Here is a 26,279-nt window from a genome sequence, read left to right as displayed (position 1 = left end):
CGTCCTGAGCCAGGATCAAACTCTCCGTTGAAGACTCTCAACCAGCCCCGAAGGACCAATCGGAAGTATCTCGAACCAGAGTCCGAAAACCTAACTATAAACGCCAGCCGGAAATTAGCTGACAAAATGTCCGACACCCACACGGGGGTATGAGCACCGGAACCAAAATTAATTGGCACTGACATTCATCGACACACTATTGAGTTCTCAAAGAACACACGCACAAACAATCTCCCGGGCTCTCCACCCGCTTGATCGTGAGGCAACTTTTACAGCTTAGCTCAGCCCTCCACCACGATCCAAATCGGGGTCTCGGTCGAGCCAGTGTGATCGTCAGGCGCTCCTCGTCCATCCTCGTTTCCCCGGCCTCTCGGCCCCGGGTCGGTGTCCGTGTCGCTCTGACCTGGAATAAGTTACGTGCCAACCGCTTTCGATGTCAAATCGCCTGGTCAAGCGCCCAAACCAGCCGAATACGGACGGCTGGCTCGCCGACTGCCACGCGCTCGAGCCGCCGAGATCAGGTGTCGAGGTCGCCGAAGGCGATCTTCACCGGATACGGCTCCCGGAGCACGAGCACGTCCTGATGTAACTCCGCCTGGCGATAGCTGCCGCTTGCCCAGTCGAGCCGGTATTCCTGAATGATCTTCACTCGGAGATCGTCGTCGAGGTGGACGACGAGATAGACCGGGATTCCCTCGGCGGCGTACTCTGCCCGCTTGTCCACGGTGTCTGTGTACTCCGAACCAGGTGAGACAACTTCCACCACCAGCAACACATCGTCCGTGTACAGCTTCTCACCGCGCGAGATGCATTTGTGGACAACGACGTCCGGCCGTCGGAACGAGAAGCCTGGAGTGCGCGGCCGCACCTCGCGATAGTGCATCTCGAAGTCGGTGAGCACCCTGATGCGGGGCTCCGAGGGGCGAGCCGCATCGAAGCCGTTCGCCAGCCGCCGGGCCACAACGTTGCGCTCGCCGCTCCCACTTCGGCAGAAGATCACGCGGCCATCGATGACCTCGATCTGTTTCTGCACTTCCTCGGGCAGCGCTTCGTATCCCTCCTCGGTGATGAGGAGCATCTCCGGGTCGGTCGCCCAGGCGGGAAGTGCGGTCATGGGCCACCTCGGATAGGCGGAATCACGGTGTCTCGGCCATCCTATGCCGAACACGGCCGAAGGCCGGACCACCGTGTAATGGTCCGGCCTTCGGTTCGAAAGGGGTGTGGACTCAGAAGTCCATGCCGCCCATGCCGCCGGTCGGGTCGCCGGCGGGAGCGGCGGCCTTCTCCGGCTTGTCGGCCACGACGGCCTCGGTGGTGAGGAACAGCGCGGCGATCGACGCGGCGTTCTGCAGCGCCGAGCGAGTGACCTTGACCGGGTCGGCGACGCCGGCGGCCAGCAGGTCCTCGTAGACACCGGTCTCGGCGTTGAGGCCCTGGCCGGCGGGCAGGCCCGCGACCTTCTCGGCCACCACGCCGGGCTCCAGGCCCGCGTTGAAGGCGATCTGCTTCAGCGGCGCGGCCAGCGCGACCTTGACGATGTTCGCGCCGGTGGCCTCGTCACCCTCGAGCTTCAGGTCCTCGAGCGCGGGGCCGGCCTGCAGCAGCGCCACACCACCACCGGGGACGATGCCCTCCTCGACGGCGGCCTTGGCGTTGCGCACCGCGTCCTCGATGCGGTGCTTGCGCTCCTTGAGCTCCACCTCGGTGGCGGCGCCGGCCTTGATCACCGCAACACCGCCGGCCAGCTTGGCCAGGCGCTCCTGCAGCTTCTCGCGGTCGTAGTCCGAGTCCGAGTTCTCGATCTCGGTGCGGATCTGCGCGACCCGGCCCTGGATGGCCTCGGCGTCGCCCGCGCCGTCGACGATGGTGGTCTCGTCCTTGGTGACGACCACCTTGCGGGCCTGACCCAGCAGGTCCAGGGTGGCGGTCTCCAGCGACAGGCCCAGCTCCTCGCTGATGACCTCGCCACCGGTCAGGATGGCGATGTCGGCCAGCTGCGCCTTGCGGCGGTCACCGAAGCCCGGGGCCTTCACGGCGACGGACTTGAAGGTGCCGCGGATCTTGTTGACGACCAGGGTCGACAGGGCCTCGCCCTCGACATCCTCGGCGACGATCAGCAGCGGCTTGCCGGCCTGGATGACCTTCTCCAGCAGCGGCAGCAGGTCCTTGACGGTCGAGATCTTCGAGCCGACCAGCAGGATGTACGGATCCTCGAGGACCGCCTCCTGACGCTCCGGGTCGGTGACGAAGTAGCCGGAGATGTAGCCCTTGTCGAAGCGCATGCCCTCGGTCAGCTCCAGCTGGAGGCCGAAGGTGTTGCTCTCCTCGACGGTGATGACGCCTTCCTTGCCGACCTTGTCCATGGCCTCGGCGATCAGCTCACCGATGGACTGGTCCCCCGCGGAGATCGCGGCGGTGGCGGCGATCTGCTCCTTGGTCTCGACCTCCTTGGCCGAGTCGAGCAGGCGGTTGGTGACGGCCTCGACGGCCTTCTCGATGCCGCGCTTCAGACCCAGCGGGTTGGCACCGGCCGCAACGTTGCGCAGGCCCTCGCGCACCAGCGCCTGGGCGAGCACGGTGGCGGTGGTGGTGCCGTCGCCCGCGACATCGTCGGTCTTCTTGGCGACTTCCTTGACCAGCTCGGCGCCGATCTTCTCGTAGGGGTCCTCGAGCTCGATCTCCTTGGCGATGGACACACCATCGTTGGTGATCGTGGGGGCGCCCCACTTCTTCTCCAGAACGACGTTGCGACCCTTGGGGCCCAGCGTCACCTTGACAGCGTCGGCGAGGCTGTTCAGGCCCCGCTCGAGGCCGCGGCGGGCCTCTTCGTCGTACGCAATCGTCTTGGCCATTGCGTTGAGATCCTCCAGATCAGGGGATTGACACGATCTGGCCAGGTTCGGTGCCCGCGACGGACGAGCAGGAGTGTCGTGGATCCCGCTCTCACCATCCCGACCTGGCACTCACAGGTCGAGAGTGCCAGATCCCTTTCTAGCACTCTGAGATACCGAGTGCAAGGTCGAGAAGTGCGGGTCAGGTATCGGTGACACGAAGGGCGAGAGCGAGGAAGGCGTCGGTGCGACGTTCCTCCGGCGAGCGCGGTTCGCCGCGGTCGACGGTGACCTGTTCGGCGTCGTTCAACAGCAACTCGGCCTCGATACGCATGATTGCGCGGATGAACGGCGGCGCCACCTCGGGCGGCAAGTCGCCATTGACAATGTAACTACCGTCCGGACCGGTCTCGGTCTGGACATACGACAGCGCCCGCAGCAGGTCGGAGCGTAATTCCCCTGCTATTAGGTCGGAATCGCGATCATCCGCCATAGCAACATCGTATCCGGACAACCCTTGTGCAATCCTGCATTTCGGAAATACAGTACGTACGTACGGTTTGGTAGGTGCGACCCCTGGAGCCGCTGATGTGGGATCCCCAGCAGTACCTGGCCTTCGACGACCACCGCTCCCGCCCCTTTTTCGACCTGCTCGGCCGCGTCCGCGCCGAACATCCTCGGCGTGTCGTCGATCTCGGATGCGGGCCCGGCCATTTGACCACCGCGCTCGGGCAGCGCTGGCCGGAGGCGATCGTCGAAGCGTCCGATTCCTCCCCCGAAATGGTGGCCGCGGCGCGGGCGCGCGGGGTCACCGCGAGCCTGCTCGACGTGCGCGACTGGCAACCCGAGCCGGATACCGATGTGGTGATTTGTAATGCCGTGCTGCAGTGGGTGACCGGGCACACCACCCTGCTCGCCGAATGGGCCGCGAAGTTGCCCGGCGGGGCCTGGCTGGCGATTCAGGTGCCGGGCAATTTCGACGCGCCCTCGCATCGCCGCATCCGGGAGCTGGCGACGCGGGACGAATGGCGGGAACGACTCGAGCCGACCGGGGTGCTGCGGGCCCGCAATGTGCTCGATCCGACCGGGTACGCGACCGTCCTCACCGCCGCAGGGTGCGCGGTCGATGCCTGGGAGACGACCTATCTACAGCGGCTGACCGGCGAGGATCCGGTGCTGAAATGGGTTTCGGGCACCGCGCTGCGGCCGGTGCGCGAGGTGCTCGACGAGGTCGAGTGGGAGCGCTTCACCGGACAGTTGGCCGTTCTGCTGCGGGAGGCGTACCCGCGGCATGCCGATGGGACGACGTGGTTACCGTTCCGGCGGGTGTTCGCGGTCGCGCGCATTCCCGAATAGGGGTACGGGCGGTTACGGGGTGGGCGGCACCGGCGGCGTCGGCGGCGCGGGCGGAACAGGCGGCGCGGGCGGGGTGGGCGGCACCGGCGGCGTTGGCGGCTGCTCGCCCAGCAGCGAATTCAGCTGGGCCACGATGTCCTTCTCGATGTCCTCGCGATCCAGGCCCAAGCCGGACAGGGGACCCGCGCCGTCCTCCAGCTCCAACAGCGCCAGCAGCATGTGCTCGGTGCCGATGTAGTTGTGCCCCATGCGCAACGCCTGACGGAAGGTGAGCTCGAGGGCCTTGCGAGCCTGGGCACTGAACGGGATCAGCGCCGGTAGCTCGGCCGTCGAGGGAGGCAGGGCGGCGCTGGCGACGCGGCGCACCGCGTCCAGACTCACCCCCTTGGCGACGATCGCGTGGGCCGCCAGGGCATCGGGCTGGCTCAGCAATCCGAGGATCAGGTGTTCGGTCTGAATCTCGGCATTACCCGCCTTGCGCGCCTCCTCCTGGGACTGGACCACCACCGCCCGCGCCCGCGGAGTGAAGCGCGCGAACCCCGCGTTCGGATCCATCCCCGGATCGGACTTGGGCACGAACCGCTTCTGCGCCGCCTGCTTGGTCACCCCCATGCACTGCCCGATATCGGTCCAGGACGCCCCCGAGCGCCGAGCCTGGTCGACGAAGTGGCCGATCAGATGATCGGCCACCTCACCCAGATGACCGGCGACCACGACGGCGTCGGACAGCTGTTCCAGCGCGCTGTCCGGCCGCGCCTTCTTGATGCCCTCGATCAGATCGTCGAGGCGAACCTTCTCTGTCATGCGTCAACAATAGGTTGACTTACAGGCAAACGTCAACGGTGAGTTGACGATCTTGTCAGGCGATGCCGATGGCGACGGCGACCGGCTTGTCGGCCTGGCTGGCGGCCAGGCATACCAATTTGGCGGTGCCGAGGGCGAGGTTGGGGTTGCCGTCGAGTTTCGAGCCCGGATTCTCCGCGAGCACCTTCTCGATCAGTGACTTTTCCGCGTCGGTGTCCAGCGTCTTGAACTCGTTGCAGGTCGTGCGGGATGCCGGGCCCAGGGCCGAATATTGGGGGTGGGCGCCGCCGGGCGCCTCGCTCGGCGGTTCCACCACGGTGAAGGAGGTGGTGGGTGCGGTGGTCGTCGGCGCGGCGGTCGTGGTGGAACCGTGCGGATGTGAGCCGCCGTCGGGTCCGGACGAATCGTTGCCGCCGCAGGCGGTCAGCCCCAGGGTCAGCGCGCCCAGGACGGCTACGGTTGCCGAAAGTCGTGTCATCAGCGTCGATTCCCCGATGGTCTGGAGCGCCGGGCCTGTCCGGCGCGCGTCGCAGCGTACCGGGCGGGGGCGGGGTTGCAAACCCGATCGAAATCAGTCGGCGGCTCGACCGAGCACGCTGCGCCGCCATTCGCTGGGCGATATGCCATAGGCGGCCCGGAAGCGGCGAGTGAAATGTGATGGATCCCGGAAACCGCAGATACGCGAGATCGTCGCGATCGAACGATATCCGATTTCGGGGCGGGCGAGTTCGCCGCGGGCGCGCTCGAGCCGCTGCGTGATGATCCACTGTTCCAGGCTCAGTTCCCCTCGACCGCACAGCTTGTACAGGTAGCGGACCGAGATGTGGTGGGCCCGCGCGATACGCTCCGGGCTCAGCTCCGGATCGGTCAGATGTTCCAAAACGTAGCGGCGAATGCGGGTCAGCAGCGCGGTATCGGGCAGCACCTCGTCGTCAGCGCCCTGCGCGGCCGACAGCAGCAGGGCGCGAACCATTTCGACACAGGAATCGCCCAACACCGACAGTGCCGGGCCCGTCACCAGATCGTCGACCGAATCCGACAGGGCGACAATATAATTCGCCACCAGCGAATGCACCGGACTGCTCGACAGCCGGGGTGTGGCCCGGCGAACCGTTGCCGCGGACAGGCACAACGAATCCAGCGGCACCCGCAGGCCCAGCGCATCGCAGTCCCCACCCCAGCGCACGCGGTAGGGCACGTTCAGATCCAGCGGCACGATCCGGCCCGGCGTCCCCACCATCCGGCTGCCGAACTGCTCGTAGTGGCCCTCGCCGTGCTGTTGGAGATTGAGCAGCAACACCGGCGCGGGGGCGGTGCGCACCTGCCTGGCCGTGCGCACGATGCGCAGATCGCGCACCCGGGACCGCAACAGCATGACCTTGCCCAGCGCCCACACCTCGCAGCGGCCACGGCACGGCACTGGTTCCTCGAAGGACATCTGGGGCGGACTCGGCGCTGCCATCGGATTCACGTCCTGCTCTCACGTCGTTGCCATGCACCGTGAGTCGACCAGCGTGCACGCACAGCCAATTGTGCGGTTTCCGCCCGCCGTATGGTTCAGTTCGGCGGGGTGGCCGTCGTCAGTATTGAGCCACCCGCGACGGTGCACCCCGCCTACCGGGAACGATTCCTGGCAGACGTTCCGGTACTGGCAGTCTGCTGCACGTTCCGACAACGACGCCACGGTCGTGCAGCAGACCCGGTCAGTGGATGTGGTCGCGCCAGTCGCTCGGCACGCGGCCGCGCGGCCCGGGCGCGGGCTGGTCGGCCGGATGATGCTGCGGCGGGGCCAGTTCGGGACCCTCGGCGAACATCTCCTCGGTGCGGAAGTCCCAGAACCACTCCTCGCCGGGCTCGTAGCTTCGGATGAACGGGTGGCCGGTCGCGGCGAAGTGCCGGGAGGCGTGCTGTTCGGGAGAGGTGTCGCAGCAGCCGATATGACCGCACTGGGCGCAGCGACGCAGGTGCACCCACCAGCCCTGGACCGCCTCACATTCCACACAGCCGGGCCCGCTCGGCGGGACGGCCGGATCGATGCCCTCGATGGCCTGCGACATCACTCACCTCCGGATTTGGTTTGCGTGACTTCGGATTCCACGGCGCGACCCTTCGGATCCAGCGGCAGCCGGACGATGAACCGGGTGTCACCCGGCACCGATTCCACCCGGATGTCACCGCCGTGCTTGTTGACCACGATGCGGAACGAGATGTCCAACCCCAGGCCGGTGCCCTCGCCGACCGGCTTGGTGGTGAAGAACGGCTCGAAGATCCGGTGCCGCAGCTCGGCGGGCACGCCCGGGCCGGTGTCGCGGATCTCCACCGCCGCACAGTCGTTTTCGCGATAGGTGCGGGCGGTCAGCGTGCCCTGACCGCCCATCGCCGCGACCGCGTTGTCGATCAGGTTCGTCCACACCTGATTCAGTTCCGCCGGATAGCAGGGCACCTGCGGCAGCGTGCGGTCGTACTCCTTGACCACCCGGACGCCCTCGCCGATCTTGCGGCCCAGCATCACCAGCGTGCTGTCGAGCAGTTCGTGGATGTCGACCACCCGGAACGGTGCCCGGTCCATCTGCGAATACTGTTTGGCGGCGTCGACGAGCGAGGAGATGCGCGTGGTCGAGTCGGTGATCTCGTTCATCAGCAATTCGGTCTCGACCGTGTAGTTGAGCCAGCGGATCGCGCCCTCGAATACGCCGCTGTCGCAACCGGCGAGCGTGGCCGCGACCTTCTCGAGCCAGTCGATGTCGAATCCGGCCTGCACGAAGGTGGGCGCGATATCCCAGCCGTTGGCGATGCCGTGCTCGGCGAGCCAGTCCCCGAGTTCGTCCTCGCGATCGGCGGCCTCCATCGGGGTCAGCGTGGGCGCCTTGGCGACCTGTGTGGCCGCCTCCTCCTGCAGTTGCACCAGCGCCTCGAGCGAGGCCGGATCGAATTTGCCGTGCGCGATCATCTTCAGCTTGTGCCGCATACCGGCGACCCGCTCGCGCAAGGCCGAGGTGGCCCGGACCGCGGCGGCAGCCGGATTGTTCAGCTCGTGGGTCAGTCCCGCCGACAGCGAGCCCAACGCCAGCAGCCGCTCGCGCTGGCCGATGATCTCGTTGGTGTTGCGGTTGCCGAAGAACACTCCCTCCAGCAGATGCAGTGCCATCGGAAACCATTGCTGCACCATGCGCGCGAAGGTTCCGGCGTCGAGCACGAAGAACGTCGACGGCTCGGTGACGTAGAACGAACCGGTGTAGTTCTGATCCGCCCGGTCGCCCATGTAGGCCGACCACGCCCCGGCGTACGAGCCGCGATGCCGGGTGCGGACCAGCTCGATCTCCTCGCCGCCGGAGAGCTTGGTCAGCACCACCTCACCGGCCATCAGCACGTAGAAGCAGGTGGCCGGATCGCCCTCGCGGAAGACCAGTCCGGGCTCGAACTCCTCCACCCGGCCGTCGCGGCACAGCCAGGCCAGCTGCTCGTCGTCGAGCTTCTCGAACAGGAACAGCGTGCGCAGTTCGTCGGGATCACAGATCAATCGGGCGCCCCCGGCTTTGTCGGCCACTGCGAGCCCTCCTTATTGTTTCGCGAGGTATCGGTGGACGAGCATGACCGCCATCGCGCCCTCGCCCACGGCGGACGCGACCCGTTTCGCCGACTCCGCGCGCACATCACCGGCCACGAATACACCCGGGACGCTGGTCTCCAGGTGATGCGGCGGCCGCGGCAGCTCCCAGCCGGGCGGGCGGTTACCGTCGACCATCAGATCGGGACCGGCCAGCACATAGCCCGCCTCGTCGCGGCGGACCAGGCCGTCGAGCCACTGGGTCTCCGGTGCGGCCCCGATGAACAGGAACAAACGCTCCGCCTCGATCTTTTCCTCCACGCCGGTGGCGTTGTTGCGGAGCACGATCCGCTCCAGATGGTCCGCGCCGTCGGCGGCGACGACCTCGGTGCAGGTGTGGACCTTGATGTTGGGGATCTGCTCGATCTGCTGAATCAGGTAGTGCGACATGGATTTCTCCAGCGAATCCGCGCGCACCAGGATGTGCACCGCCCTGGCATTACGGGACAGGAACACCGCCGCCTGCCCCGCGGAATTCGCGCCGCCGACGATGTAGACCTCGCGGTCGGCGCAGTCGGCGGCCTCGGTCATGGCCGAACCGTAGTACACGCCGCGGCCGGTGAAGTCGTCCACGCCGGGGGCGGGGTGGTGGCGGTAGTTGACGCCGGTGGCGATGAGCACCGAATGGGCCGCGACGGCGGTGCCGTCGTCGAAGCGCACGACCCGGGCCGAACCGCACACCTCCAGCCCGGTCACCTCGCGCGCGGTGATCAGCTCCGCACCGAATTTGACCGCCTGGCGCCGGGCCCGGTCGGCCAGCTGCGCACCCGACAGCCCATCGGGAAAGCCGAGGTAGTTCTCGATGCGGGAACTCTGCCCGGCCTGGCCGCCGGTCGCGGTCCGCTCCACCAGCACCGTGCGCAGCCCCTCCGACGCGCCGTAAACCGCCGCGCCGAGACCCGCGGGGCCACCACCCACCACGATCAGGTCATAGAAGTCCCCGGTGGGATCGGTGCTCAGGCCCACGCTGCCCGCCAGCTCGCTGTCGGTCGGGGCGATCAGCGCCTGACCGGCGGAATCGATGACGACCGGGCATTGGTCCGCGCTGGCGCCCGTCGCCTCGAGCAGCCGCGCGCCCTCGGGCTCATCGGCGAGATACCAGCGATACGGCAGCTGGTTGCGGGCCAGGAATTCACGCACCTGCGAGCATCGGGCCGACCAGCGGTGGCCGATCACCTTGGTCTCGTGCACGGGGCGCTGCTCATCGCCGCGCCAGGCCTCGAGCAGCGCATCGAGCACCGGATACAGCTTCTCCTCCGGCGGATCCCACGGCTTGAGCAGATAGTGGTCGAGGTCCACGACATTGATCGCCTCGATGGCGGCATTGGTGTCGGCATAGGCGGTCAGCAGAACCCGGCGCGCATAGGGATGCAGATCCATTGCCTGCTCGAGGAATTCGATGCCGTCCATGCCGGGCATGCGGTAATCGGCGATCAGCACGGCGACCGGCTGACCGCGCAACTTCATCTCGCGCAGCGCCTCGAGCGCGGAGGGGCCGGATTCGGCGCGCAGGATCCGATAATCCGCGCCGTACCGGCGGCGCAGGTCGCGCACCACGGCCCGGGAGACACCGGGATCGTCGTCGACACTCAGGATGGCCGGTTTGGCGACAGCTGGTGAACTCACATCGAAAGTATGGGCGGTCTACACCGCCCCGTCACCGTCGCTGTCGCTGGAGCAGTTCGAGTTCGCTGGGGGTGAGCAGGCGTTCCAGGAGTTCGTCAGGGTTGTTGTTCTCGGACAGCGGAAGAAGGTGTGGGAGCGTTTGCGCCTGCCGACGATGCAGGAGGGTGCGTAAATTCACGGCCGATCACCTCGCAGTGGACTCCAAAACCTGGTCTGACCGGTCTATCCCCGATTTCGGCCGGGGTATTACACAATCGGATCCCGATCACATCGCCGATTCGATCGGATCGGCACGTCCGCGAATGCGACCCGCATCACAGCCGGGCGGCGACAATGCGACCGCTAAGCTATCTGATACCGATCGTCACACTTCTCGGAGGCAGCGTTGCCGAAACCCTTGGAAGCCGTCATCGATATCGCCGCGCCGCCGGAGCGGGTGTGGGCGGTGCTGTCGGATCTGAAGCGGATGCCGGAGTTCAGCCCGAACACCATCCGGATGGTCGCGCTCGGCAAGCCCCGGGCGGGCACCTGGACGATCAATCTCAACCGCGACGGCCGCTACTACTATCCGACCACCTCGCGGATCGTCCGCTTCGAGCCCGGCCGGGCCTTCGCATTCAAGATGATCGAGAACGGCACGATCTGGAGCTATACGCTCGAGCCCATCGACGGCGGCACCCGGGTGACCGAGCGGCGCGACATCCCCAACGGGGTGCGCAAGCCGGTCCGCGTGCTGATCGACGCGGCGCTCGGCGGCGAACTGGCCTTCGAACAGAATCTGATCGATGGCATGAATACCACCCTGGCCAAGATCAAGTCCGCCGCCGAGGCCTGACTCCGGCGTGTTCGGGCCCGCCGCGTGGGTGGGGGCGCCTAGGTTGAGGCATGCGACGAATCACAGGTATTGCCGCAGCGCTGGCCGGGACGGCCGTCCTGGTGAGCGGGTGCGGACATTCGGACTCCGGTTCCGATTCCGCTCGTGAGGTCACCGTGGTCGGCAACGGCCAGGTGCGGGGCGCACCCGACATCCTCAACGCCGATCTCGGCGTCGCGGTGACCGCGGGCGATGTATCCACCGCGGTGGATACGGCCAACAGCCGCGCGAAGGCGGTCACCGATGCCGTCATCGGGGCCGGGGCCAAGCGTGAGGACGTTCAGACCGCCGACGTCTCGGTGCAGCCGCAGTACGGCCCGGATCAGAAGGTGACCGGCTACAACGCGACGAATTCGCTGCACATTGTGGTGCGCGAACTGCCCAAGGCCTCCGCGATCCTGGCCGCCGCGGTGCAGGCGGGTGGCAACGAGACCCGCGTCCAGGGCGTGTCGTTCGCCCTCGACGACAATTCGAAGCTGCTCGCCGACGCCCGCGCCCGCGCCTTCGCCGACGCCAAGGCGCGCGCCGAGCAGTACGCGGTGCTGGCCGGACTGAAGCTGCGCGAGGTGAAGACCGTCAGCGAATCCGCCAGCGGCGGCGCACCGCCGCCGCCCGGGCCGCGCTACAACCAGGCCCCGATGTCGGACGTGCCGTTGGAGCCGGGCATGCAGACGGTCACATTCAATGTGACGGTCACCTGGACCCTGGGCTGAATCTCATTGCCAATTCGGCAGTTTCACCACTTGGGCGGCATAGGACAGTCCGGCGCCGAAGGCGACGAGCAGCGCGTCGGCGCCGGGCTTGGTGTCGCCCTCGCGTAATAAGGCCTCCATGGCCAGCGGGATCGAGGCGGCGGAGGTGTTGCCGGTCTCCTCGATATCGGTGGCCAGGGCGCAATCCTCGGCGAGCTTCAGCTCGCGAGCCATGATGTCGATGATGCGACCGTTGGCCTGATGCGGGACGAAGGCGTCGATCTCGGCGGGGGTCAGTCCGGCGCGTTCGATGGCGTCCAGGCACACCTTCTTCAACGAGTGTGCGGCCCAGCGGAATACGGCCGTACCCTCCATCGCCAGATAGGGCCGGACCGCATCGGTGCCCCGCTCGTCGATCTCGGCGAAGAACTGCATCCAGTCCTTGTCCTGCCGGATCGCGTGATGCTGCTCACCGTCGGAGCCCCACACGGTCGGTCCGATGCCCGGCTCGTCGGACGGGCCGATCACGACCGCGCCCGCGCCGTCTGCGAAAAGGAATGCGGTACTGCGGTCCGCGGGATCGAAGGTGTCGGTGAGGCGCTCCACCCCGATCACCAGGGCATGGCTCGCGGTACCGCCCTTGACCAGATCAGAGGCCAGCGCGACGGCATGACAGAAGCCCGCGCATCCGGCCGAGATGTCGAAGGCCGCAGGATGATTCATGCCCAGCTCGGTGGCGATCTGCGGCGCGGCGGCGGGGGTGAGCAGCAGCCACGTCGAGGTGGCCACGATGACGCAGCCGATCTGATCGGGAGTGACACCGGCGGCGGCCAAGGCGTCGCGCGCGGCCGCCGCGCTCATGGTGATGATGGTTTCGGAATCGGAGGCGAATCGCCGGGTCCGGATGCCCGAGCGGGTCCGGATCCATTCGTCGCTGGAATCGATCGGACCGGCGACTTCGTCGTTGGTGACGACCCGAGCCGGGCGGTACGCGCCGAGCCCGAGCATCGCGGTGTGCTCTGCCCCGGTGATCTGGGCCAGTCGAGCAGCCATCGTGCTTCTCCTAGTACCCTCCGGCAGGCGTTGCACTCGGCCTCACCCGCGCGTCGAACGATCCTTCATCGGGCCCTCACGACTCCCTACGAGTCCGTAGACATGAGGCCCCCTCATATTAGCTCGAAACGCGCTTTCGGCAGGTGGGTATTGTCACAATCGTTTCGGGTATTGCCAGTTCGCATACCGGTGGCTCGGGACCCCTCGCGCGGCCGGTGTCAACCTGTTCCAACGAGTGATTCGAGGACACAATGCTCGGTCTCGGGATTATCGGCTGGATCATCATCGGCGGCCTCGCCGGATGGATTGGCAGCAAGATCATGGGAACCGATGCCCAGCAGGGCATCTTCCTCAACATCGTCGTCGGCGTAATCGGCGGTTTGCTGGGCGGTTTCCTGCTCAAGCTGCTCGGCGTCGACGTCGAGGGCGGCGGGCTCATCTTCAGCTTCCTCACCTGCCTCGGCGGCGCGGTGATCCTGCTGTTCCTGGTGGGACTGGTCACCGGTCGCCGCAAAGTCGGCTGATCCGCCCTAAGCACGGCGGATCCACACGTAACGAGGCCTGCGGAGGGTGTGCGGACTGTTCCGTCACACCCTCCTAAGGCGTGCGTCCCGTAAGGTGTGAGCGCGGTCTCGACAACCGCGTAGACATCCGCGCACGAAAGAGGAGCCTGTGGCCCGCCGTCCCACGCCGCCCGGCACGCCCGAACGCACCGGGCTCGGTCATGTCGCCGATCTGGTCCGCGACGCGATTCCGCCGCTGCATCCCGCCGGCCTGCCGTTCGTCGCGGCGCCGCTGGCGGTTGCCCTGGTGGGGCGCAAGCGCACGTGGGTACGCCGGGCGGGTCTGACGGCCGCGGCGGCGACGGCGGGGTTCTTCCGGCATCCGAATCGGGTGCCGCCGAACCGATCCGGCGTGGTGGTCGCCCCCGCCGACGGGCAGATCGCCCTGGTCGACAAGGCCGCCCCGCCGGCTGAACTGAATCTCGGCACCGAGGAACTGCCCCGGGTCAGCATCTTCCTGTCGGTGCTCGATGTGCATGTGCAGCGCACCCCCGTATCGGGCACCGTGCGCGATATCGCCTATCGCCGTGGGCAATTCCGCTCCGCCGACCTGCCCGAGGCCAGCGAGGTCAACGAGCGCAACGCCATGGTGCTCGAGACCGCGTCCGGACGGCTGGTCACGGTCGTGCAGATCGCCGGGCTGCTGGCGCGGCGCATCGTCTGCGACGCCCGGATCGGTGATTCGCTCACCATCGGCGACACCTACGGGCTGATCCGCTTCGGCTCCCGCGTCGACACCTATTTCCCGGCCGGGACGCGGCTGCTCGTGGAGCCCGGACAGCGCACGATCGGCGGGGAGACGGTGCTGGCCGAACTGTCATGATCGAGGAAACAGTGGTCGGCGCGGGGCGTCGCCGCCGGACGGTCCGCCTGCTGCCCAGCGTGGTCACGATCCTCGCGCTGTGCGCGGGGCTCTCGGCGGTCAAGTTCACCCTGGACGGTCAGCTCGACGTGGCGCTGGCGATGATCGGCGCGGCGGCCGTGCTCGACACCCTCGACGGGCGGCTGGCGCGAATGTTGTCCGCCACCACCAAGATCGGTGCGGAGCTGGATTCACTGTCCGACGCGATCTCCTTCGGTGTCGCGCCCGCGCTGGTGCTCTACATCGGCTTCCTGCGGCAGGACAGCGCGGGCTGGATCATCGCGCTCATCTACACCGTGAGTCTGGTGCTGCGGCTGGCCCGGTTCAACACGCTGATGGACGACGACACCCGGCCCGATTGGTCGCGGGAGTATTTCGTCGGCGTCCCGGCGCCCGCGGCGGCGCTCATCGCCCTGCTACCGGTGGCCCTGCACGAGCAGTTCGGCAACGGCTGGTGGAACAACTTCCCGGTGGTCGCGGTCTGGACCGTGCTCGCCGCGCTGCTGGCCGTGAGCACCATCCCCACGCTGGCGATGAAGTCGGTATCGGTGGCGCCGCAGGCCGCGGCCCTGCTGCTGGTCCTGGTCGCGCTGGCCGCCGCGGCGCTGGTGACCTATCCGCTGATCCTGCTGATGGTCCTGGTGGGCCTGTATCTCGCGCACATCCCGTTCGCCTGGCGCTCCCAGCGCTGGCTGGCGGCCCGCCCCGAGGTCTGGCACCACAAGCCCGCCGAGCGCCGCGCCGTGCGCCGCGCGACCCGCCGCCGCCCGGCCCTGCGCGTCTCGGTCTCCTCGGCCCGGCTGCGCCTGCGGCGCCCGGGACAGCGGCAGCGGTAGCAGCTTCTGAAACCGCAGTGCCCGCAAGGCTTGCGGCACCTCCGGGCGCCGCAAGCCCGCGACGCCGGAGGCGGCGCAAATACTATTGCTTGGTGTCCTCGCTGTCCCTGACTGCTCGGTTGAATCCGTCGGCTGCCGATGCGCGGCGGGGGGTGGTGCGGCTGCATCCCGAAGCGTTGGCGGCGTTGGGGTTGCGGGAGTGGGATGGGATCGCGCTGATCGGATCGCGGCGCACGGCCGCGGTGGCCGGAATCGCGCCCGCCGGGACTCCGGCCGGGGTGATACTGCTCGACGATGTGACGCTGTCCAATGCGGGAGTCAAGGAGGATGCGACCGTCGTGGTCGCACGGGTGACGGTGTTCGGGGCGCGGCAGCTGTCGGTCACCGGATCGGCCCAGGCGATGGCGACGATTCCGGAACAGACGCTGCGGCAGGCGCTGCTGGGCAAGGTCGTCACGGTCGGTGACGCGGTCTCGCTGCTGCCGCGCGATCTCGGGCCGGGCACCAGCACCGCCGCCGCCTCGCAGGCGCTGTCGCGGGCCTTCGGCATCGCGTGGACCTCGGAGTTGCTCACCGTCACCGCCACAGATCCGTCGCCCGGCCCGGTGAGCGTGCAGCCCAACAGCGCGGTCGTCTGGGGCGCCGGGGTGCCCGCGATCGACGCCTCGCACGATCCCGGCGCGGGGCACGGCGCCCAGACCGGTTTGCCCGGCACCCGGATGCGGGTGCGGGAGCGGCCCTCCGCCGTCGACGTCGCCGAGCTGGCGGGCGTGCGCGCGCAGGCGAACAAGCTCGCGGAATGGCTCAGCCTCGCCCTCGACGAGCCCGAACTGCTGAAGACCCTCGGCGCCCCACCGCATCTCGGCGTGCTGATCACCGGCCCGGCCGGGGCGGGTAAGGCCACCCTGGCGCGGGCGGTCGCCACGCCGCGGCGCATCGTGGAACTCGACGGCCCGACCGTCGGCGCCACCGAGAGCGGCACCCGGCTGCGCGAGGTGGGCCTGGCGGTCGCCGAAATCTGTTCCGGTCCGGGCGGCGTGCTGGTGATCACCGATATCGATGCCCTGCTGCCCGCCGAACCCGAACCGGTGGCGACGCTCATCCTCGATCAGCTGCGCGCTGCCGTCGCCACCCCGGGCGTCGCCTTCCTGGCTACCACCTCGGCCCCCGCCCGGGTCGACAGCCGTTTGCGCGCGCCGGATCTGTGCGATCGCGAGGTCGCGCTCACCCTGCCCACCGCGGCCGTGCGCAAGGATCTACTCGAACAGCTGCTGCGCAAGGTGCCCACCGAGCAACTGACGCTGGACGAGATCGCCGCCCGCACGCCGGGTTTCGTGGTCTCCGATCTGGCCGCCCTGTGCCGCGAGGCGGCGCTGCGGGCGGCCTCGCGGGCCAGCCGCGACCACGCCGATCCCGTGCTCACCCAGGACGATCTGGTGGGCGCGCTGGCCGTGATCCGGCCGCTGTCGCGTTCGGGAACCGAGGAATTGGCGATCGGCAGCCTGAGCCTCGACGACGTCGGCGATATGGTCGAGACCAAGCAGGCCCTCACCGAGGCGGTGCTGTGGCCGCTGCGCCATCCGGACTCCTTCGCCCGCCTGGGCATCGACCCGCCTCGTGGCGTGCTCCTCTACGGACCACCCGGCTGCGGTAAGACGTTCCTGGTGCGCGCCCTGGCCGGAACGGGCCAGCTCAGCGTGCACGCGGTGAAGGGCGCGGAGCTGATGGACAAGTGGGTCGGCTCCTCCGAGCGCGCGGTGCGCGAATTGTTCCAGCGCGCACGCGATTCGGCGCCGTCGCTGATCTTCCTCGACGAGATCGACGCCCTCGCGCCGCGGCGCGGGCAGAGCAGCGATTCCGGCGTCGCCGACCGGGTGGTGGCCGCGCTGCTCACCGAGTTGGACGGGGTGGAGCCGCTGCGCGACGTGGTCGTGGTCGGCGCGACCAACCGGCCCGAACTCATCGATCCGGCGCTGACCCGCCCCGGTCGGCTGGAGCGGCTGGTGTTCGTGCCGCCGCCGGACGCCGCCGCGCGCACCGAGATCCTGCGCACCGCCGCGCGCTCGGTGCCGCTGGCCGCCGATGTGCGCCTGACCGAACTGGCCGCGGACCTCGACGGCTATTCCGCCGCCGACTGCGCGGCCCTGCTGCGCGAGGCCGCGCTGGCGGCCATGCGCCGCGACGTCGACGCCGCCGACATCACGAGCACGGATGTGGTCGCGGCCCGCGCCGCGGTGCGCCCCTCGCTGGACCCGGATCAGGTCGAGTCGCTGCGGCGCTTCGCCGAGAATCGGGCAAATATCTAGTAACCGGCACGTCGAATGCGGGCGTAATCCTTTTCACAGGTAATTTGTCCTGGTGCGGAGCGGTCGCGAAGCATTCGAGACGGGTACGGCATTCCTGAGCACCTTGGTTGCGGGAATGTCACTCATGCTGCCGATCAACTTCGCCTGGAGCTCGGAATCCAGTGCGCTGCAACTGGACCTGATGGCCTACACCCTGCCCCGATCGATCGCCGCCGGGGTCATCATCGCCCTGGTCGTGGCCGTATTCGCCACGACGGTCAACCACGGTCTAGCCGCGTGGGGCGCGGCCCTGTTCGGCATCGTGATCATGTACGTCAATCATGTTGCCGGGCAGCACGCCGGCCCGGTGACCTCGCTGTCCACCCTGAACTACGTGGACTCCATCGCGGCCGGGATCCTGTTCGGCGGCATCGCCACCGCCGTCCTGCACGGCCGTCCCCAGGTGTTCGGCTGGACGCTGGGCGCGCTGAGCAGCGTCGTGATCGGCACGGCCGTCCCCGCCCCGCACGGGGAGGCGCACTCGACCGGTTTGGGGACGGTGTACTCGCCGACCGGCGACACCCCGCCGCTGTGGCTGATCGTGGTGACGATGATCGTGGTCGCCGTGGGCACCGTTCTCAACCGCCACCGCTCCGGGATCGAGCGGCGCTCCTTCGAACTGCCGATGGCGCCGATCCTCGCCGGGACGCTGTTCGTCGGGGTGACCCTGTTCGGCACGGAATGGCTGGCCCATCACGGCGACAACCTCGTGGACATCGGCACGGCCGCGCTGGCGACCGTCGTGGCGGGAATGATCGCCGCGATGCTGCTGCCGCGCCGCGACGGCACCCTCGTCCTGCTGACCATCGCGCTGTCCGGAGTGGGCGCGACCCTCCTGCCCTCCGCGGTGCCGACCTGGACCGCGATACCGCTGATCGCGGTGGTCGCGGGCGGAATCCTGTTGGGATTCCGGCGTCCGGCCCCAATGGCCGCGCTGGCCGCGTTCGCCGCGACCGCGGTCCTCGGCGCGCTCACGGCCGGGGGCGCGGCATCGCCGGTGCGCACGGCGGCCTTCAGCATCGTGCTGGCCGCACTGTCCGGATACTGCTTCTCGAGCGCCGCGCCGCGCTACAACCCGACCCGGGTGTTGGGTATGGCGATCGTCTTCGTGCCCTCGGTGGTCGTCGCGCTGCGCGATCACCCGAGCCGCAACGATTACGGCACCGTCACCGTCGAGAACGGACATTGGTACTACACCCAGACGCCCACGCCCGATTCGCCGACTCCGTACTGGACCGCGTTCGCGATCACGATCGCCTGTGTCATCGGGCTGATAGCGCTGCGCCGCTGGCGTGCGCCGACCATCCCGGGTACCCGCGGCAAGGCCGCCGAATCCTGATTGCGGATATATAGCCGAGACCGCCGAACATGGCCCAGGCCATACCCTCGACGAACCGGAAACACCGAGTGCGGCAAGTAGGATCGACACCGCACCACCCCGCCGCCGACCCGACGGAGTGACGTTTGCTCGCAATCCTGCTCGCGCATGCCGCCGCCGCCCTGTTCGCGCCGCCGTGCGTGCGATCGGTGGGCAGGCGCGGTTTCTACGCGCTGGCCCTCGTCCCGCTGGCGGCGCTGGGCTGGGTGATCGCCAACTGGAACAGCGGGCAGGCGCTGCGCATCGAGTGGGCGCCGGGCATCCACCTGAACCTCGACCTGCGCTTCGACGCGCTGGCCTCGATCATGGCGGCGCTGGTGCTCGGCATCGGGGCACTGATCCTGGCCTACTGCGCCCACTATTTCGACGACGACAATCCGCAGCGCCTGGGCATTTTCGCCGGATATCTGGTCGCCTTCGCGGGGGCCATGTTCGGGCTCGTCGTGAGCGACAACATGCTGCTGCTGTTCACCTTCTGGGAGGCCACGACCGTCCTGTCGTTCCTGCTGGTCGGTCATCACGCCGATCGGATCGCCGGTCGCCGGGCGGCGCTGCAGGCGCTGCTGGTCACCGGCGCGGGCGGGCTGGCCATGCTGGTCGGCATCATCGTGCTCGGTCAGCACGGCGGCAGCTATCTGCTGTCGGAGGTGCTGGTGCGGGCCGATCCGCGGGACTGGGCCACCGGCGTCGCGATCGTGCTGATCCTGGTGGGCGCGTTGAGCAAATCGGCGATCGTGCCGCTGCACTTCTGGCTGCCGGGCGCGATGGCCGCGCCCACCCCGGTCAGCGCCTATCTGCACGCGGCGGCGATGGTCAAGGCCGGTGTGTATCTGGTGGCGCGGCTGGCCCCGGCCTTCTCGGTGGCCGCGCCCTGGCATCCGATCGTGCTCACCCTCGGGGTGCTGTCGATGCTGCTCGCGGGCCTGCGCGCGCTGCAGGTATACGACCTGAAGCTGATGCTGGCCTTCGGCACGGTGAGTCAGCTGGGCTTCCTGATGACCCTGCTCGGCCTCGGGACGCCCGATGCGGCCATCGCCGGTGTGGCGCTCATCGTGTCACATGCGCTGTTCAAGGCGTGCCTGTTCATGGTGGTCGGCGTCGTCGACCACAGCGCGGGCACCCGGGATCTGCGACGACTGTCGGGAGTGGGGCGGCGCGCGCCGGGACTGTGCGCGATCGCGATCCTGGCCGCGGCCAGTATGGCCGGATTACCCCCGCTGGTCGGATTCATCGGCAAGGAGAGCGCCCTCGGCGCGGTGCTCGACGCCGAGAACCTCGCCGCACCAGCAAAACTGGCGATCGGCGCGGGCGTGGTGGTCGGCTCGATGCTGACCGTGGGATACAGCATCCGATTCGTCTGGGGCGCATTCGGTTCCAAGCCGGTCGGCGCGCCCGAATCCGAGACGCCCTGGCAGCGGCCGGATCCGCTGTTCGTCGCGCCCGCGGCGCTGCTCGCGTCGGCGAGCCTGGCCGCCGGGCTCGGCGCGCCACTGCTGGACCGGCTGCTGCGCCCCTACGCGGAAACCCTTGCGGGACCGGAACCCGCGCGGCTGGCACTGTGGCACGGCTTCGGACATCCGCTGACGCTGACGATGGTGGTGATCGCCTGCGGCGTGGTCCTGTTCGAGATCCGCGACCGCATCGGCGCGTCCACAAACCCGCGGCTGGGCAATGCCGATCGCGTGTACGACGCCACGCTGCGCGCCATGGACCAGCTGTCGCTGCGCATGACCGCGGCCACCCAGCGCGGTTCGCTGCCGCTGAATCAGGCGCTCATCCTGATCACGCTGACCGTGCTGCCCCTAGCCATGCTGCTGACCGGAGCGCGCGCGGAAGTGCGTGCGCGGCTGTGGGATTCGCCACTGCAACCGGTGGTCGGACTGATCATGATCGCCATGGCGCTGGGCGCGACGGTGATGCGCAATCGCCTCGCGAGCGTGCTGCTGGTCGGGGTCACCGGCTACGGCTGCGGGGTGATCTTCGCGCTGCACGGCGCGCCCGATCTGGCGCTGACCCAGTTCCTGGTGGAGACGCTCACGCTGGTGATCTTCGTGCTGGTGCTGCGCAAGTTTCCCGCCGAGATCGAACCCCGCCGCACCGCGGCCTTCAAGGTGCGCCGCGCACTGCTGGCGAGCGCCGTCGGCGTGACGGTCGCGGTACTGGCCGCCTGCGCGACCGCCGCCCGCGGTGCGCAGCCGATCTGGCAGCGGATTCCGCGGGCCGCATACGAATTGGGCGGCGGCAAGAACGCGGTGAACGTCCTGCTGGTCGACATTCGCGCCTGGGACACCCTGGGCGAGATCTCCGTCCTGGTGGTCGCCGCGACCGGCGTGGCCTCACTGGTGTTCCGCAGCCGCCGCTTCGGTACCCTCCCCCGGGTGGCCGACGCGCCCGGCTACACCCCCGATCCGGATCGGGCGTACTGGCTGCCGGCCGCCCCGCTGGTCGCGCCGCGCGATCGGTCGATGGTGCTGGCGATGACGACGCGGCTGCTGTTCCCGACCATCATGATGCTGTCGGTCTACTTCTTCTTCGCCGGTCACAACGCCCCCGGCGGTGGCTTCGCGGGCGGCCTGACGGCCGGATTGGCACTGGTACTGCGATATCTCGCGGGCGGACGCTACGAGCTGGCCGAGGCGCTGCCGGTCGACGCCGGACATGTGCTCGGGGCGGGCCTCACGCTGTCGGCCGGGACGGCCACCGCCTCGCTGCTGCTCGGCGCGCCACCGCTGTCGTCGGCGATCATCGAGGTGACGCTGCCGATCCTCGGGCAGGTGAAGCTGGTTACGGCAATGCTTTTCGACCTCGGCGTCTATCTGATCGTGGTCGGGCTGGTGCTCGACGTCCTGCGCAGCCTGGGCGCGCGACTGGATACCGAGAACCTCCCGTCCCGCACCGACAGCGCCCGGGAGGTACGCCGGTGACCGCGAACATCACGCTGCTGATCCTGATCGCCGTACTGATCGCCTGTGGGGTGTACCTGGTACTCGAACGCGCGGTCTCGAAGATGCTGCTGGGGCTGCTGCTGTTCGGCAATGCGGTGAACCTGCTGATCATCACCCTCGGCGGCGCGGACGGACGGCCGCCGATCCTCGGCGAATCCGATCGGCTGCACCGCGATACGGCCGATCCGCTGGCCCAGGCCATGGTGCTGACATCGATCGTGATCACCATGGGCCTGGCGGCCTTCGTGCTGGCGCTGGCCTACCGGGCCTATGTGCTCACCCTGACCGAACAGGTGGAGAACGATCCCGAGGACGTCAAGGTCGCCTCCCGCCGCGAGGGCGAGGATCCGGAGCAATGACCCTGTCCCCCGGGCTGTTACCCGCCCTCACCCCGCTGCCGGTGCTCATCCCGCTGCTCACCGCGGCCTCGACCCTCATCGCCGGGCGCAGACCCCGGGTGCAGCAGGGTATTTCGGTGGCGGCGCTGACGGCGGTGGTGGTGGTCGCGGGCCTGCTGCTGTATCTGGCCGACCGGCACGGGATGGCCGCGGTACAGGTCGGCGGCTGGGGCACCCCGATCGGGATCACGCTCGTGGTGGACCGGCTGGCGGCGGCGATGCTGGTCGTCTCGTCGATCGTGCTGCTGGCCGTGCTCGTCTTCGCCGTCGGTCAGGGCATCAGCGACGGCACCGAGCGCCAGCCCACCTCGATCTTCCAGCCCACGTATCTCATTCTGAGCGCGGGAGTTTCGATCGCGTTCCTGGCCGGGGATCTGTTCAATCTGTTCGTCGGCTTCGAGGTGCTGCTGGCGGCGTCGTTCGTCCTGCTCACCCTCGGGGCGAGCGCCGACCGGGTCCGGGCCGGAGTGTCGTATGTGATGGTCTCGATGGTGTCGTCGCTGATCTTCCTCACCGGAATCGCGCTGGCCTATGCGGCGACCGGCACCCTGAACTTGGCGCATATGGCCGCGCGAATGGCCGAGGTGCCCATCGGGATTCGCAGCGGCATCTACGCGGTGCTGCTGGTGGCGTTCGGGATCAAGGCCGCGGTGTTCCCGCTGTCGAACTGGCTGCCCGATTCGTATCCGACCGCGCCCGCGCCGGTGACCGCGATATTCGCGGGCCTGCTCACCAAGGTCGGCGTCTACGCGATCATCCGGATGCACACCCTGCTGTTCCCGTCCGGCCGGTTCGATCGAATCCTGCTGGTATGCGGGCTGTTGACCATGCTGATCGGCATCCTGGGCGCGATCGCGCAGAGCGATATCAAGCGCCTGCTGTCGTTCACTCTGATCAGCCATATCGGCTATCTGATGTTCGGGGTGGGCCTGGATACCGCCGCGGGTCTGGCGGGCACGGTCTTCTATGTGGCACACCACATTCTGGTGCAGACCACCCTGTTCCTGGTGGTCGGTCTGATCGAGCGGCAGGCCGGATCCGCGTCGCTGAGCAGGCTCGGCGGGCTACTGGCGGCGAGTCCGGCACTGGCGCTGCTGTTCGGCATTCCCGCGCTGAATCTCGGTGGCATTCCCCCGCTTTCGGGCTTTCTCGGGAAGGTGACGCTGTTGCAGGCCGGGGTGGCCGACGGCAGCGTGCTGGCCTGGGTGCTGGTCGCGGGTTCGGTGCTGACCAGCCTGCTCACGCTGTATGCCATGGCGCGGGTGTGGAGCAAGGCGTTCTGGCGGCCGCGGGCACAGGCGCCGCAGGGCGACCTGTCCGATGCCGCGCCGTCGGCGCTGATCGACGAGTCCACCGATGTGCTGTTCGACGATCGGCCCGATGTGGGGCGGATGCCGCGGCTGATGGTGGCTCCGACCGTCGCGCTCATCGCGGTGGGACTGGCGCTGACCGTATTCGCCGGGCCCATCCTCGGCATCGCCGGGCGGGCCGCCGCGGATCTGAAGGATCGCTCGTCGTATCTGGAAACCGTACTCGGCCCGGAGGGTTCGTGGCGGTCGGGAGGGGTGCGATGAGTCGCGAACGGCTGGTGCGCGTCGGGGTGCTGCTGTGGCTGGCGCTCGTCTACGCCGCGCTGTGGGGGGAGCTGTCGATCGCGAACGCCATGGCGGGCCTGGCGCTCGGCGCACTGATCATGGTGGCGCTGCCGCTGCCGCGGGTGCCGATCCACGGGCGGGTGCACCCCCTGTCGGTACTCGAATTGACCGCGGTCAGTGTGTATTACGCGCTCGAGTCCAGCCTGCAGATCGCGTGGTTCGCGATGCGGCCCGCCGGGCCGCCGGTTTCGGGCGTGCTGCGGATGCGGTTGCAGATCCGCTCGGATCTGGTGCTGGTGCTGTGCGCGAATCTGCTCAATCTGATCCCCGGCACGATGGTGCTGGAGTTGGACCGGCAGACCCGTACCGTGTGGGTGCACGTGCTCGACGTGGGCAGTGAGGCGGCGGTGGAGAAGTTCTATCGCACCACGCGGCGGCTGGAGCGGCTGCTCATCCAGTCGTTCGAGCGTCCCGCGGAGTGGCGCGAAACACCGGGGGCCGCAACAGTTTCCGAGGAGGAACGATGACGGTTGTCGCGATCGTCGCCGGCGTGCTGCTGATCGGTGCGGCGGCGCTGACCAGCTATCGCATCCTGGCCGGGCCCGACACCCTGGACCGGGTGGTGGGCATCGACTCGCTGGTCGCCATTGCCGCGGCCGGGCTGGCGGTCTGGGCCGCCTACAGCGACGACACCATGGTGCTGCCCGGTGTCGTGGCGCTCGCCCTGGTCGGCTTCCTCGGATCGGCGGCCGTGTCCCGCTTCCGCGTCCGGGACGACCGATGAACGCGGTCCTGCAATGGATCTCCTACGTCTCGATCGTGCTCGGGACCGGCTTGGCGCTGACCGCCGCCATCGCGATCGTGCGCTTTCCGGACACCCTCTCGCGCATGCACGCCGCGACCAAACCACAGGTGGTCGGCCTCGTACTGGTCCTCGTGGGCGCCGCGATCCAGCTGCGCGGTCATCCCAATGTCTGGCTGCTGCCGCTGGTGGGCCTGTTCACCCTGCTCACCGCGCCCGCCGTCGCCCATCTCATCGGCCGCACCGCCTATCGCGAACAGCGCCACCGCGACGGGCTGCTGGTGGTCAACGAATTGGGCGACGACGTGGACTAGTCGGCGTGCACGGCCGGGCGGGCGGACGCGGTCGTCGCGGCGGACGATCCGGCGAACCAGGTCGCGTAGCAGGCCCATACGTATCCGGCGAACAGGCCCAGCAGCACGACACCCGCCGGGAACGGATGCTGCGACATCCACACCGCGAGAAAGCGGTACGACAGCAGCATCCCGGCCAGCAGGGCCACGCCCGCGGCCACCAGCTGGATACGCACGCGGTCCCAGCCGCGTTCCGGATCGCGCAGCGCCGACTCGACGGTCAGGCACAACACCGCGCCCGCGAGCAGATCGGCGCCGTAGTGGTAGCCGAAGCCGAGGGTCGCGGTCAGGGTGGCCAGCAGCCAGAACGTGCCCGCCCAGCGCAGCCAGCGCGGGGCCGGGGAACCGTCGGCGGCGCGGCGGGAGTGCAGGAAAACGGCGGTGGCCCAGGCGGTGTGCATGGACGGCATGCAGTTGCGCGGGGTCACGGTGTCGAAGGGCAGCGCAGCCGGGGCGTGGTCCAGCGGCGGGATGGTGTGCGGCCAGTAGTTGCCCAGTTGCAGGCCGTGGCCGTCGGCGGCGAAGGCGAACATCGGGCCGACCACCGGGAACAGCACGTACGCCACCGGACCCACGAGGCCGAGCACCAGGAAGGTACGGACCAGATAGTGGCTCGGCCACACCCCGGTGGGCACCACGCGTCGCAACTGCCACGCCGCCACCACCATGGCCGCGACCGGCAATTCGATGTAGACCCAGTGCAGCACGCCGTAGCCCACCGGCCCGAGCGCCTCGACGACGCGCCCCATCACCCAGGACGGCTCGCCGAGGGCGTGGTCGGCCAGCAGCACATACCGGTCGAGCACATTCGGCCCGGCCAGCACCGTGATGTGCAGCCACACATCGCCGACCTTGGTCGCCAGGATCAGCAGCGCGCCCAGCGCGGCCGCGTGCAGGGCATTGCGCCGGTCGCGACCCTCCCAACCGAACCAGGCCACCAGCGCCAGCCCCGTCAGGGCGATAACCGCACCGTTGCCGATGGTCAGCGGTCCGCCGTGCGATACCCGCACCGCGGCGAACACCGCATCGATACCCAGCGCCACGCCCAGGGTGATGAACCGCCGCCGCCAGGACACCCCCACCAGCGCCAGCGCCAGCCCCGCCCAGGGCACCGACACCGACTTCGGCGTGCCCGCGAAATCGTTCCACAGGCTGTGCAGCGGCCCCTCGAACCCATTGTGGGAGGCCACAATCTGCAAAACGATCAACAGCACCGGCACGGCTGCCACGGCCGCGCCCACGAGCATCCGTCTCGACGGTATCCGCGACCGCCGACGGTCGATACCGTCCAGACCGGAGCGCGGATCATCGAGTAGCACGACGACCATAGTAAACACGTGATGAACGCCACCCGGCTGA

The 26,279-nt window shown here is 68.6% G+C and carries 25 protein-coding genes; 14 read left to right on the top strand and 11 right to left on the bottom strand.

Annotated elements, in window-relative coordinates:
- Positions 1 to 517 precede the first annotated feature (517 nt).
- From NDR87_RS28455 to NDR87_RS28445, 3 genes are all read right to left on the bottom strand, one after another.
- Positions 518 to 1,114, bottom strand: a complete 597-nt coding sequence (locus NDR87_RS28455; RefSeq protein ID WP_251916521.1) for a Uma2 family endonuclease — start codon at positions 1,112 to 1,114, stop codon at positions 518 to 520.
- Positions 1,115 to 1,226: 112 nt separating this feature from the next.
- Positions 1,227 to 2,852 carry a chaperonin GroEL gene (groL, locus tag NDR87_RS28450; RefSeq protein WP_251916519.1) on the bottom strand — a complete coding sequence of 542 codons (1,626 nt, stop codon included), beginning with the start codon at positions 2,850 to 2,852 and terminating at the stop codon, positions 1,227 to 1,229.
- 181 nt (positions 2,853 to 3,033) lie between these two features.
- Positions 3,034 to 3,324: a hypothetical protein gene (locus NDR87_RS28445; RefSeq protein ID WP_251916517.1), complete on the bottom strand. Its 291-nt coding sequence runs from the start codon at positions 3,322 to 3,324 to the stop codon at positions 3,034 to 3,036.
- 95 nt (positions 3,325 to 3,419) lie between these two features.
- On the opposite strand from NDR87_RS28445, the gene NDR87_RS28440 reads away from it, so the two are divergent.
- Positions 3,420 to 4,187 (top strand): trans-aconitate 2-methyltransferase, encoded by a 768-nt coding sequence (locus NDR87_RS28440; protein ID WP_251916547.1) that lies wholly within the window; start codon positions 3,420 to 3,422, stop codon positions 4,185 to 4,187.
- A 12-nt stretch (positions 4,188 to 4,199) separates the two neighbouring features.
- Here the strand turns inward: NDR87_RS28440 and NDR87_RS28435 are convergent, their stop codons facing one another.
- The 6 genes from NDR87_RS28435 to NDR87_RS28410 form a co-directional block, all read right to left on the bottom strand.
- On the bottom strand, positions 4,200 to 4,991 hold the full coding sequence (locus NDR87_RS28435) for a Clp protease N-terminal domain-containing protein (RefSeq protein ID WP_251916516.1): 792 nt from the start codon (positions 4,989 to 4,991) through the stop codon (positions 4,200 to 4,202).
- Positions 4,992 to 5,046: 55 nt separating this feature from the next.
- Complete coding sequence (locus NDR87_RS28430) at positions 5,047 to 5,469, bottom strand: hypothetical protein (RefSeq protein WP_251916513.1); 423 nt, start codon at positions 5,467 to 5,469, stop codon at positions 5,047 to 5,049.
- Between the two features lie 93 nt (positions 5,470 to 5,562).
- On the bottom strand, positions 5,563 to 6,453 hold the full coding sequence (locus NDR87_RS28425; protein WP_251916511.1) for a helix-turn-helix domain-containing protein: 891 nt from the start codon (positions 6,451 to 6,453) through the stop codon (positions 5,563 to 5,565).
- Between the two features lie 241 nt (positions 6,454 to 6,694).
- Complete coding sequence (locus NDR87_RS28420; protein ID WP_251916501.1) at positions 6,695 to 7,048, bottom strand: UBP-type zinc finger domain-containing protein; 354 nt, start codon at positions 7,046 to 7,048, stop codon at positions 6,695 to 6,697.
- Entirely contained in the window at positions 7,048 to 8,538 is a 1,491-nt protein-coding gene (locus NDR87_RS28415; RefSeq protein ID WP_251916499.1) for an ATP-binding protein, read from the bottom strand. Before NDR87_RS28415 ends, NDR87_RS28420 begins: the two co-directional genes overlap by 1 nt.
- Positions 8,539 to 8,550: 12 nt before the next feature.
- Positions 8,551 to 10,224, bottom strand: a complete 1,674-nt coding sequence (locus NDR87_RS28410; RefSeq protein ID WP_251916497.1) for an FAD-dependent oxidoreductase — start codon at positions 10,222 to 10,224, stop codon at positions 8,551 to 8,553.
- A 385-nt stretch (positions 10,225 to 10,609) separates the two neighbouring features.
- Here NDR87_RS28410 and NDR87_RS28405 point away from each other — a divergent pair, with 385 nt between their 5' ends.
- Together NDR87_RS28405 and NDR87_RS28400 are read left to right on the top strand one after the other, a co-directional pair.
- A complete protein-coding gene (locus tag NDR87_RS28405; RefSeq protein ID WP_251916495.1) occupies positions 10,610 to 11,059 on the top strand; it encodes an SRPBCC family protein in 450 nt (149 codons plus the stop codon).
- A 50-nt stretch (positions 11,060 to 11,109) separates the two neighbouring features.
- Positions 11,110 to 11,811, top strand: a complete 702-nt coding sequence (locus NDR87_RS28400; protein WP_251916492.1) for an SIMPL domain-containing protein — start codon at positions 11,110 to 11,112, stop codon at positions 11,809 to 11,811.
- Positions 11,812 to 11,814: 3 nt separating this feature from the next.
- Here NDR87_RS28400 and NDR87_RS28395 read toward each other — a convergent pair whose 3' ends face one another.
- The gene (locus NDR87_RS28395) at positions 11,815 to 12,843 is read right to left on the bottom strand and encodes a beta-ketoacyl-ACP synthase III (protein ID WP_251916490.1); all 1,029 of its coding nucleotides are present in this window, start codon (positions 12,841 to 12,843) and stop codon (positions 11,815 to 11,817) included.
- Between the two features lie 251 nt (positions 12,844 to 13,094).
- Between NDR87_RS28395 and NDR87_RS28390 the strand changes: the two genes are divergently transcribed.
- The 11 genes from NDR87_RS28390 (at position 13,095) to mnhG (ending at position 24,881) form a co-directional block, all read left to right on the top strand.
- The gene (locus tag NDR87_RS28390; RefSeq protein ID WP_068006227.1) at positions 13,095 to 13,367 is read left to right on the top strand and encodes a GlsB/YeaQ/YmgE family stress response membrane protein; all 273 of its coding nucleotides are present in this window, start codon (positions 13,095 to 13,097) and stop codon (positions 13,365 to 13,367) included.
- Positions 13,368 to 13,515: 148 nt separating this feature from the next.
- Complete coding sequence (locus NDR87_RS28385; protein ID WP_251916488.1) at positions 13,516 to 14,229, top strand: phosphatidylserine decarboxylase; 714 nt, start codon at positions 13,516 to 13,518, stop codon at positions 14,227 to 14,229.
- On the top strand, positions 14,226 to 15,104 hold the full coding sequence (locus tag NDR87_RS28380; protein ID WP_251916485.1) for a phosphatidylcholine/phosphatidylserine synthase: 879 nt from the start codon (positions 14,226 to 14,228) through the stop codon (positions 15,102 to 15,104). The genes NDR87_RS28385 and NDR87_RS28380 overlap by 4 nt, the downstream gene beginning before the upstream one ends.
- 92 nt (positions 15,105 to 15,196) lie before the next feature.
- On the top strand, positions 15,197 to 17,410 hold the full coding sequence (locus tag NDR87_RS28375) for an AAA family ATPase (RefSeq protein WP_251916482.1): 2,214 nt from the start codon (positions 15,197 to 15,199) through the stop codon (positions 17,408 to 17,410).
- 115 nt (positions 17,411 to 17,525) lie between these two features.
- On the top strand, positions 17,526 to 18,788 hold the full coding sequence (locus NDR87_RS28370) for a hypothetical protein (protein WP_251916479.1): 1,263 nt from the start codon (positions 17,526 to 17,528) through the stop codon (positions 18,786 to 18,788).
- A 125-nt stretch (positions 18,789 to 18,913) separates the two neighbouring features.
- Entirely contained in the window at positions 18,914 to 21,751 is a 2,838-nt protein-coding gene (locus NDR87_RS28365; protein WP_251916478.1) for a Na+/H+ antiporter subunit A, read from the top strand.
- A complete protein-coding gene (locus NDR87_RS28360; RefSeq protein ID WP_251916475.1) occupies positions 21,748 to 22,131 on the top strand; it encodes a Na(+)/H(+) antiporter subunit C in 384 nt (127 codons plus the stop codon). The genes NDR87_RS28365 and NDR87_RS28360 overlap by 4 nt, the downstream gene beginning before the upstream one ends.
- Positions 22,128 to 23,744, top strand: a complete 1,617-nt coding sequence (locus NDR87_RS28355) for a Na+/H+ antiporter subunit D (protein ID WP_251916473.1) — start codon at positions 22,128 to 22,130, stop codon at positions 23,742 to 23,744. Before NDR87_RS28360 ends, NDR87_RS28355 begins: the two co-directional genes overlap by 4 nt.
- Positions 23,741 to 24,292 carry a Na+/H+ antiporter subunit E gene (locus tag NDR87_RS28350; RefSeq protein WP_251916471.1) on the top strand — a complete coding sequence of 184 codons (552 nt, stop codon included), beginning with the start codon at positions 23,741 to 23,743 and terminating at the stop codon, positions 24,290 to 24,292. The genes NDR87_RS28355 and NDR87_RS28350 overlap by 4 nt, the downstream gene beginning before the upstream one ends.
- Complete coding sequence (locus NDR87_RS28345) at positions 24,289 to 24,549, top strand: monovalent cation/H+ antiporter complex subunit F (protein ID WP_251916469.1); 261 nt, start codon at positions 24,289 to 24,291, stop codon at positions 24,547 to 24,549. Before NDR87_RS28350 ends, NDR87_RS28345 begins: the two co-directional genes overlap by 4 nt.
- Complete coding sequence (mnhG, locus tag NDR87_RS28340) at positions 24,546 to 24,881, top strand: monovalent cation/H(+) antiporter subunit G (protein WP_251916467.1); 336 nt, start codon at positions 24,546 to 24,548, stop codon at positions 24,879 to 24,881. The genes NDR87_RS28345 and mnhG overlap by 4 nt, the downstream gene beginning before the upstream one ends.
- On the opposite strand, the gene NDR87_RS28335 is transcribed toward mnhG, so the two are convergent.
- Positions 24,878 to 26,167: a phosphatase PAP2 family protein gene (locus NDR87_RS28335; protein ID WP_251916545.1), complete on the bottom strand. Its 1,290-nt coding sequence runs from the start codon at positions 26,165 to 26,167 to the stop codon at positions 24,878 to 24,880. The two genes, mnhG and NDR87_RS28335, sit on opposite strands and share 4 nt — an antisense overlap.
- Between the last annotated feature and the right edge of the window lie 112 nt (positions 26,168 to 26,279).

It is taken from the genome of Nocardia sp. CDC159 (genome assembly GCF_023740735.1).
GTDB classification, from domain to species: Bacteria; Actinomycetota; Actinomycetes; order Mycobacteriales; family Mycobacteriaceae; genus Nocardia; species Nocardia pulmonis.
The sequence above is the reverse complement of the archived record's forward strand: the minus strand, read 5'-3'. Positions and strand labels throughout refer to the sequence as shown.

Coding starts and splice junctions, on each gene's coding strand:
- NDR87_RS28355 (WP_251916473.1), top strand. CDS start 22,128: ATGACCCTGTCCCCCGGGCTGTTACCCGCCCTCACCCCGCTGCCGGTG.
- NDR87_RS28380 (WP_251916485.1), top strand. CDS start 14,226: ATGATCGAGGAAACAGTGGTCGGCGCGGGGCGTCGCCGCCGGACGGTC.
- NDR87_RS28350 (WP_251916471.1), top strand. CDS start 23,741: ATGAGTCGCGAACGGCTGGTGCGCGTCGGGGTGCTGCTGTGGCTGGCG.
- NDR87_RS28390 (WP_068006227.1), top strand. CDS start 13,095: ATGCTCGGTCTCGGGATTATCGGCTGGATCATCATCGGCGGCCTCGCC.
- NDR87_RS28425 (WP_251916511.1), bottom strand. CDS start 6,453: ATGGCAGCGCCGAGTCCGCCCCAGATGTCCTTCGAGGAACCAGTGCCG.
- NDR87_RS28345 (WP_251916469.1), top strand. CDS start 24,289: ATGACGGTTGTCGCGATCGTCGCCGGCGTGCTGCTGATCGGTGCGGCG.
- NDR87_RS28445 (WP_251916517.1), bottom strand. CDS start 3,324: ATGGCGGATGATCGCGATTCCGACCTAATAGCAGGGGAATTACGCTCC.
- NDR87_RS28455 (WP_251916521.1), bottom strand. CDS start 1,114: ATGACCGCACTTCCCGCCTGGGCGACCGACCCGGAGATGCTCCTCATC.
- mnhG (WP_251916467.1), top strand. CDS start 24,546: ATGAACGCGGTCCTGCAATGGATCTCCTACGTCTCGATCGTGCTCGGG.
- NDR87_RS28440 (WP_251916547.1), top strand. CDS start 3,420: ATGTGGGATCCCCAGCAGTACCTGGCCTTCGACGACCACCGCTCCCGC.
- NDR87_RS28435 (WP_251916516.1), bottom strand. CDS start 4,991: ATGACAGAGAAGGTTCGCCTCGACGATCTGATCGAGGGCATCAAGAAG.
- NDR87_RS28400 (WP_251916492.1), top strand. CDS start 11,110: ATGCGACGAATCACAGGTATTGCCGCAGCGCTGGCCGGGACGGCCGTC.
- NDR87_RS28335 (WP_251916545.1), bottom strand. CDS start 26,167: ATGCTCGTGGGCGCGGCCGTGGCAGCCGTGCCGGTGCTGTTGATCGTT.
- NDR87_RS28395 (WP_251916490.1), bottom strand. CDS start 12,843: ATGGCTGCTCGACTGGCCCAGATCACCGGGGCAGAGCACACCGCGATG.
- groL (WP_251916519.1), bottom strand. CDS start 2,852: ATGGCCAAGACGATTGCGTACGACGAAGAGGCCCGCCGCGGCCTCGAG.
- NDR87_RS28370 (WP_251916479.1), top strand. CDS start 17,526: ATGTCACTCATGCTGCCGATCAACTTCGCCTGGAGCTCGGAATCCAGT.
- NDR87_RS28430 (WP_251916513.1), bottom strand. CDS start 5,469: ATGACACGACTTTCGGCAACCGTAGCCGTCCTGGGCGCGCTGACCCTG.
- NDR87_RS28420 (WP_251916501.1), bottom strand. CDS start 7,048: ATGTCGCAGGCCATCGAGGGCATCGATCCGGCCGTCCCGCCGAGCGGG.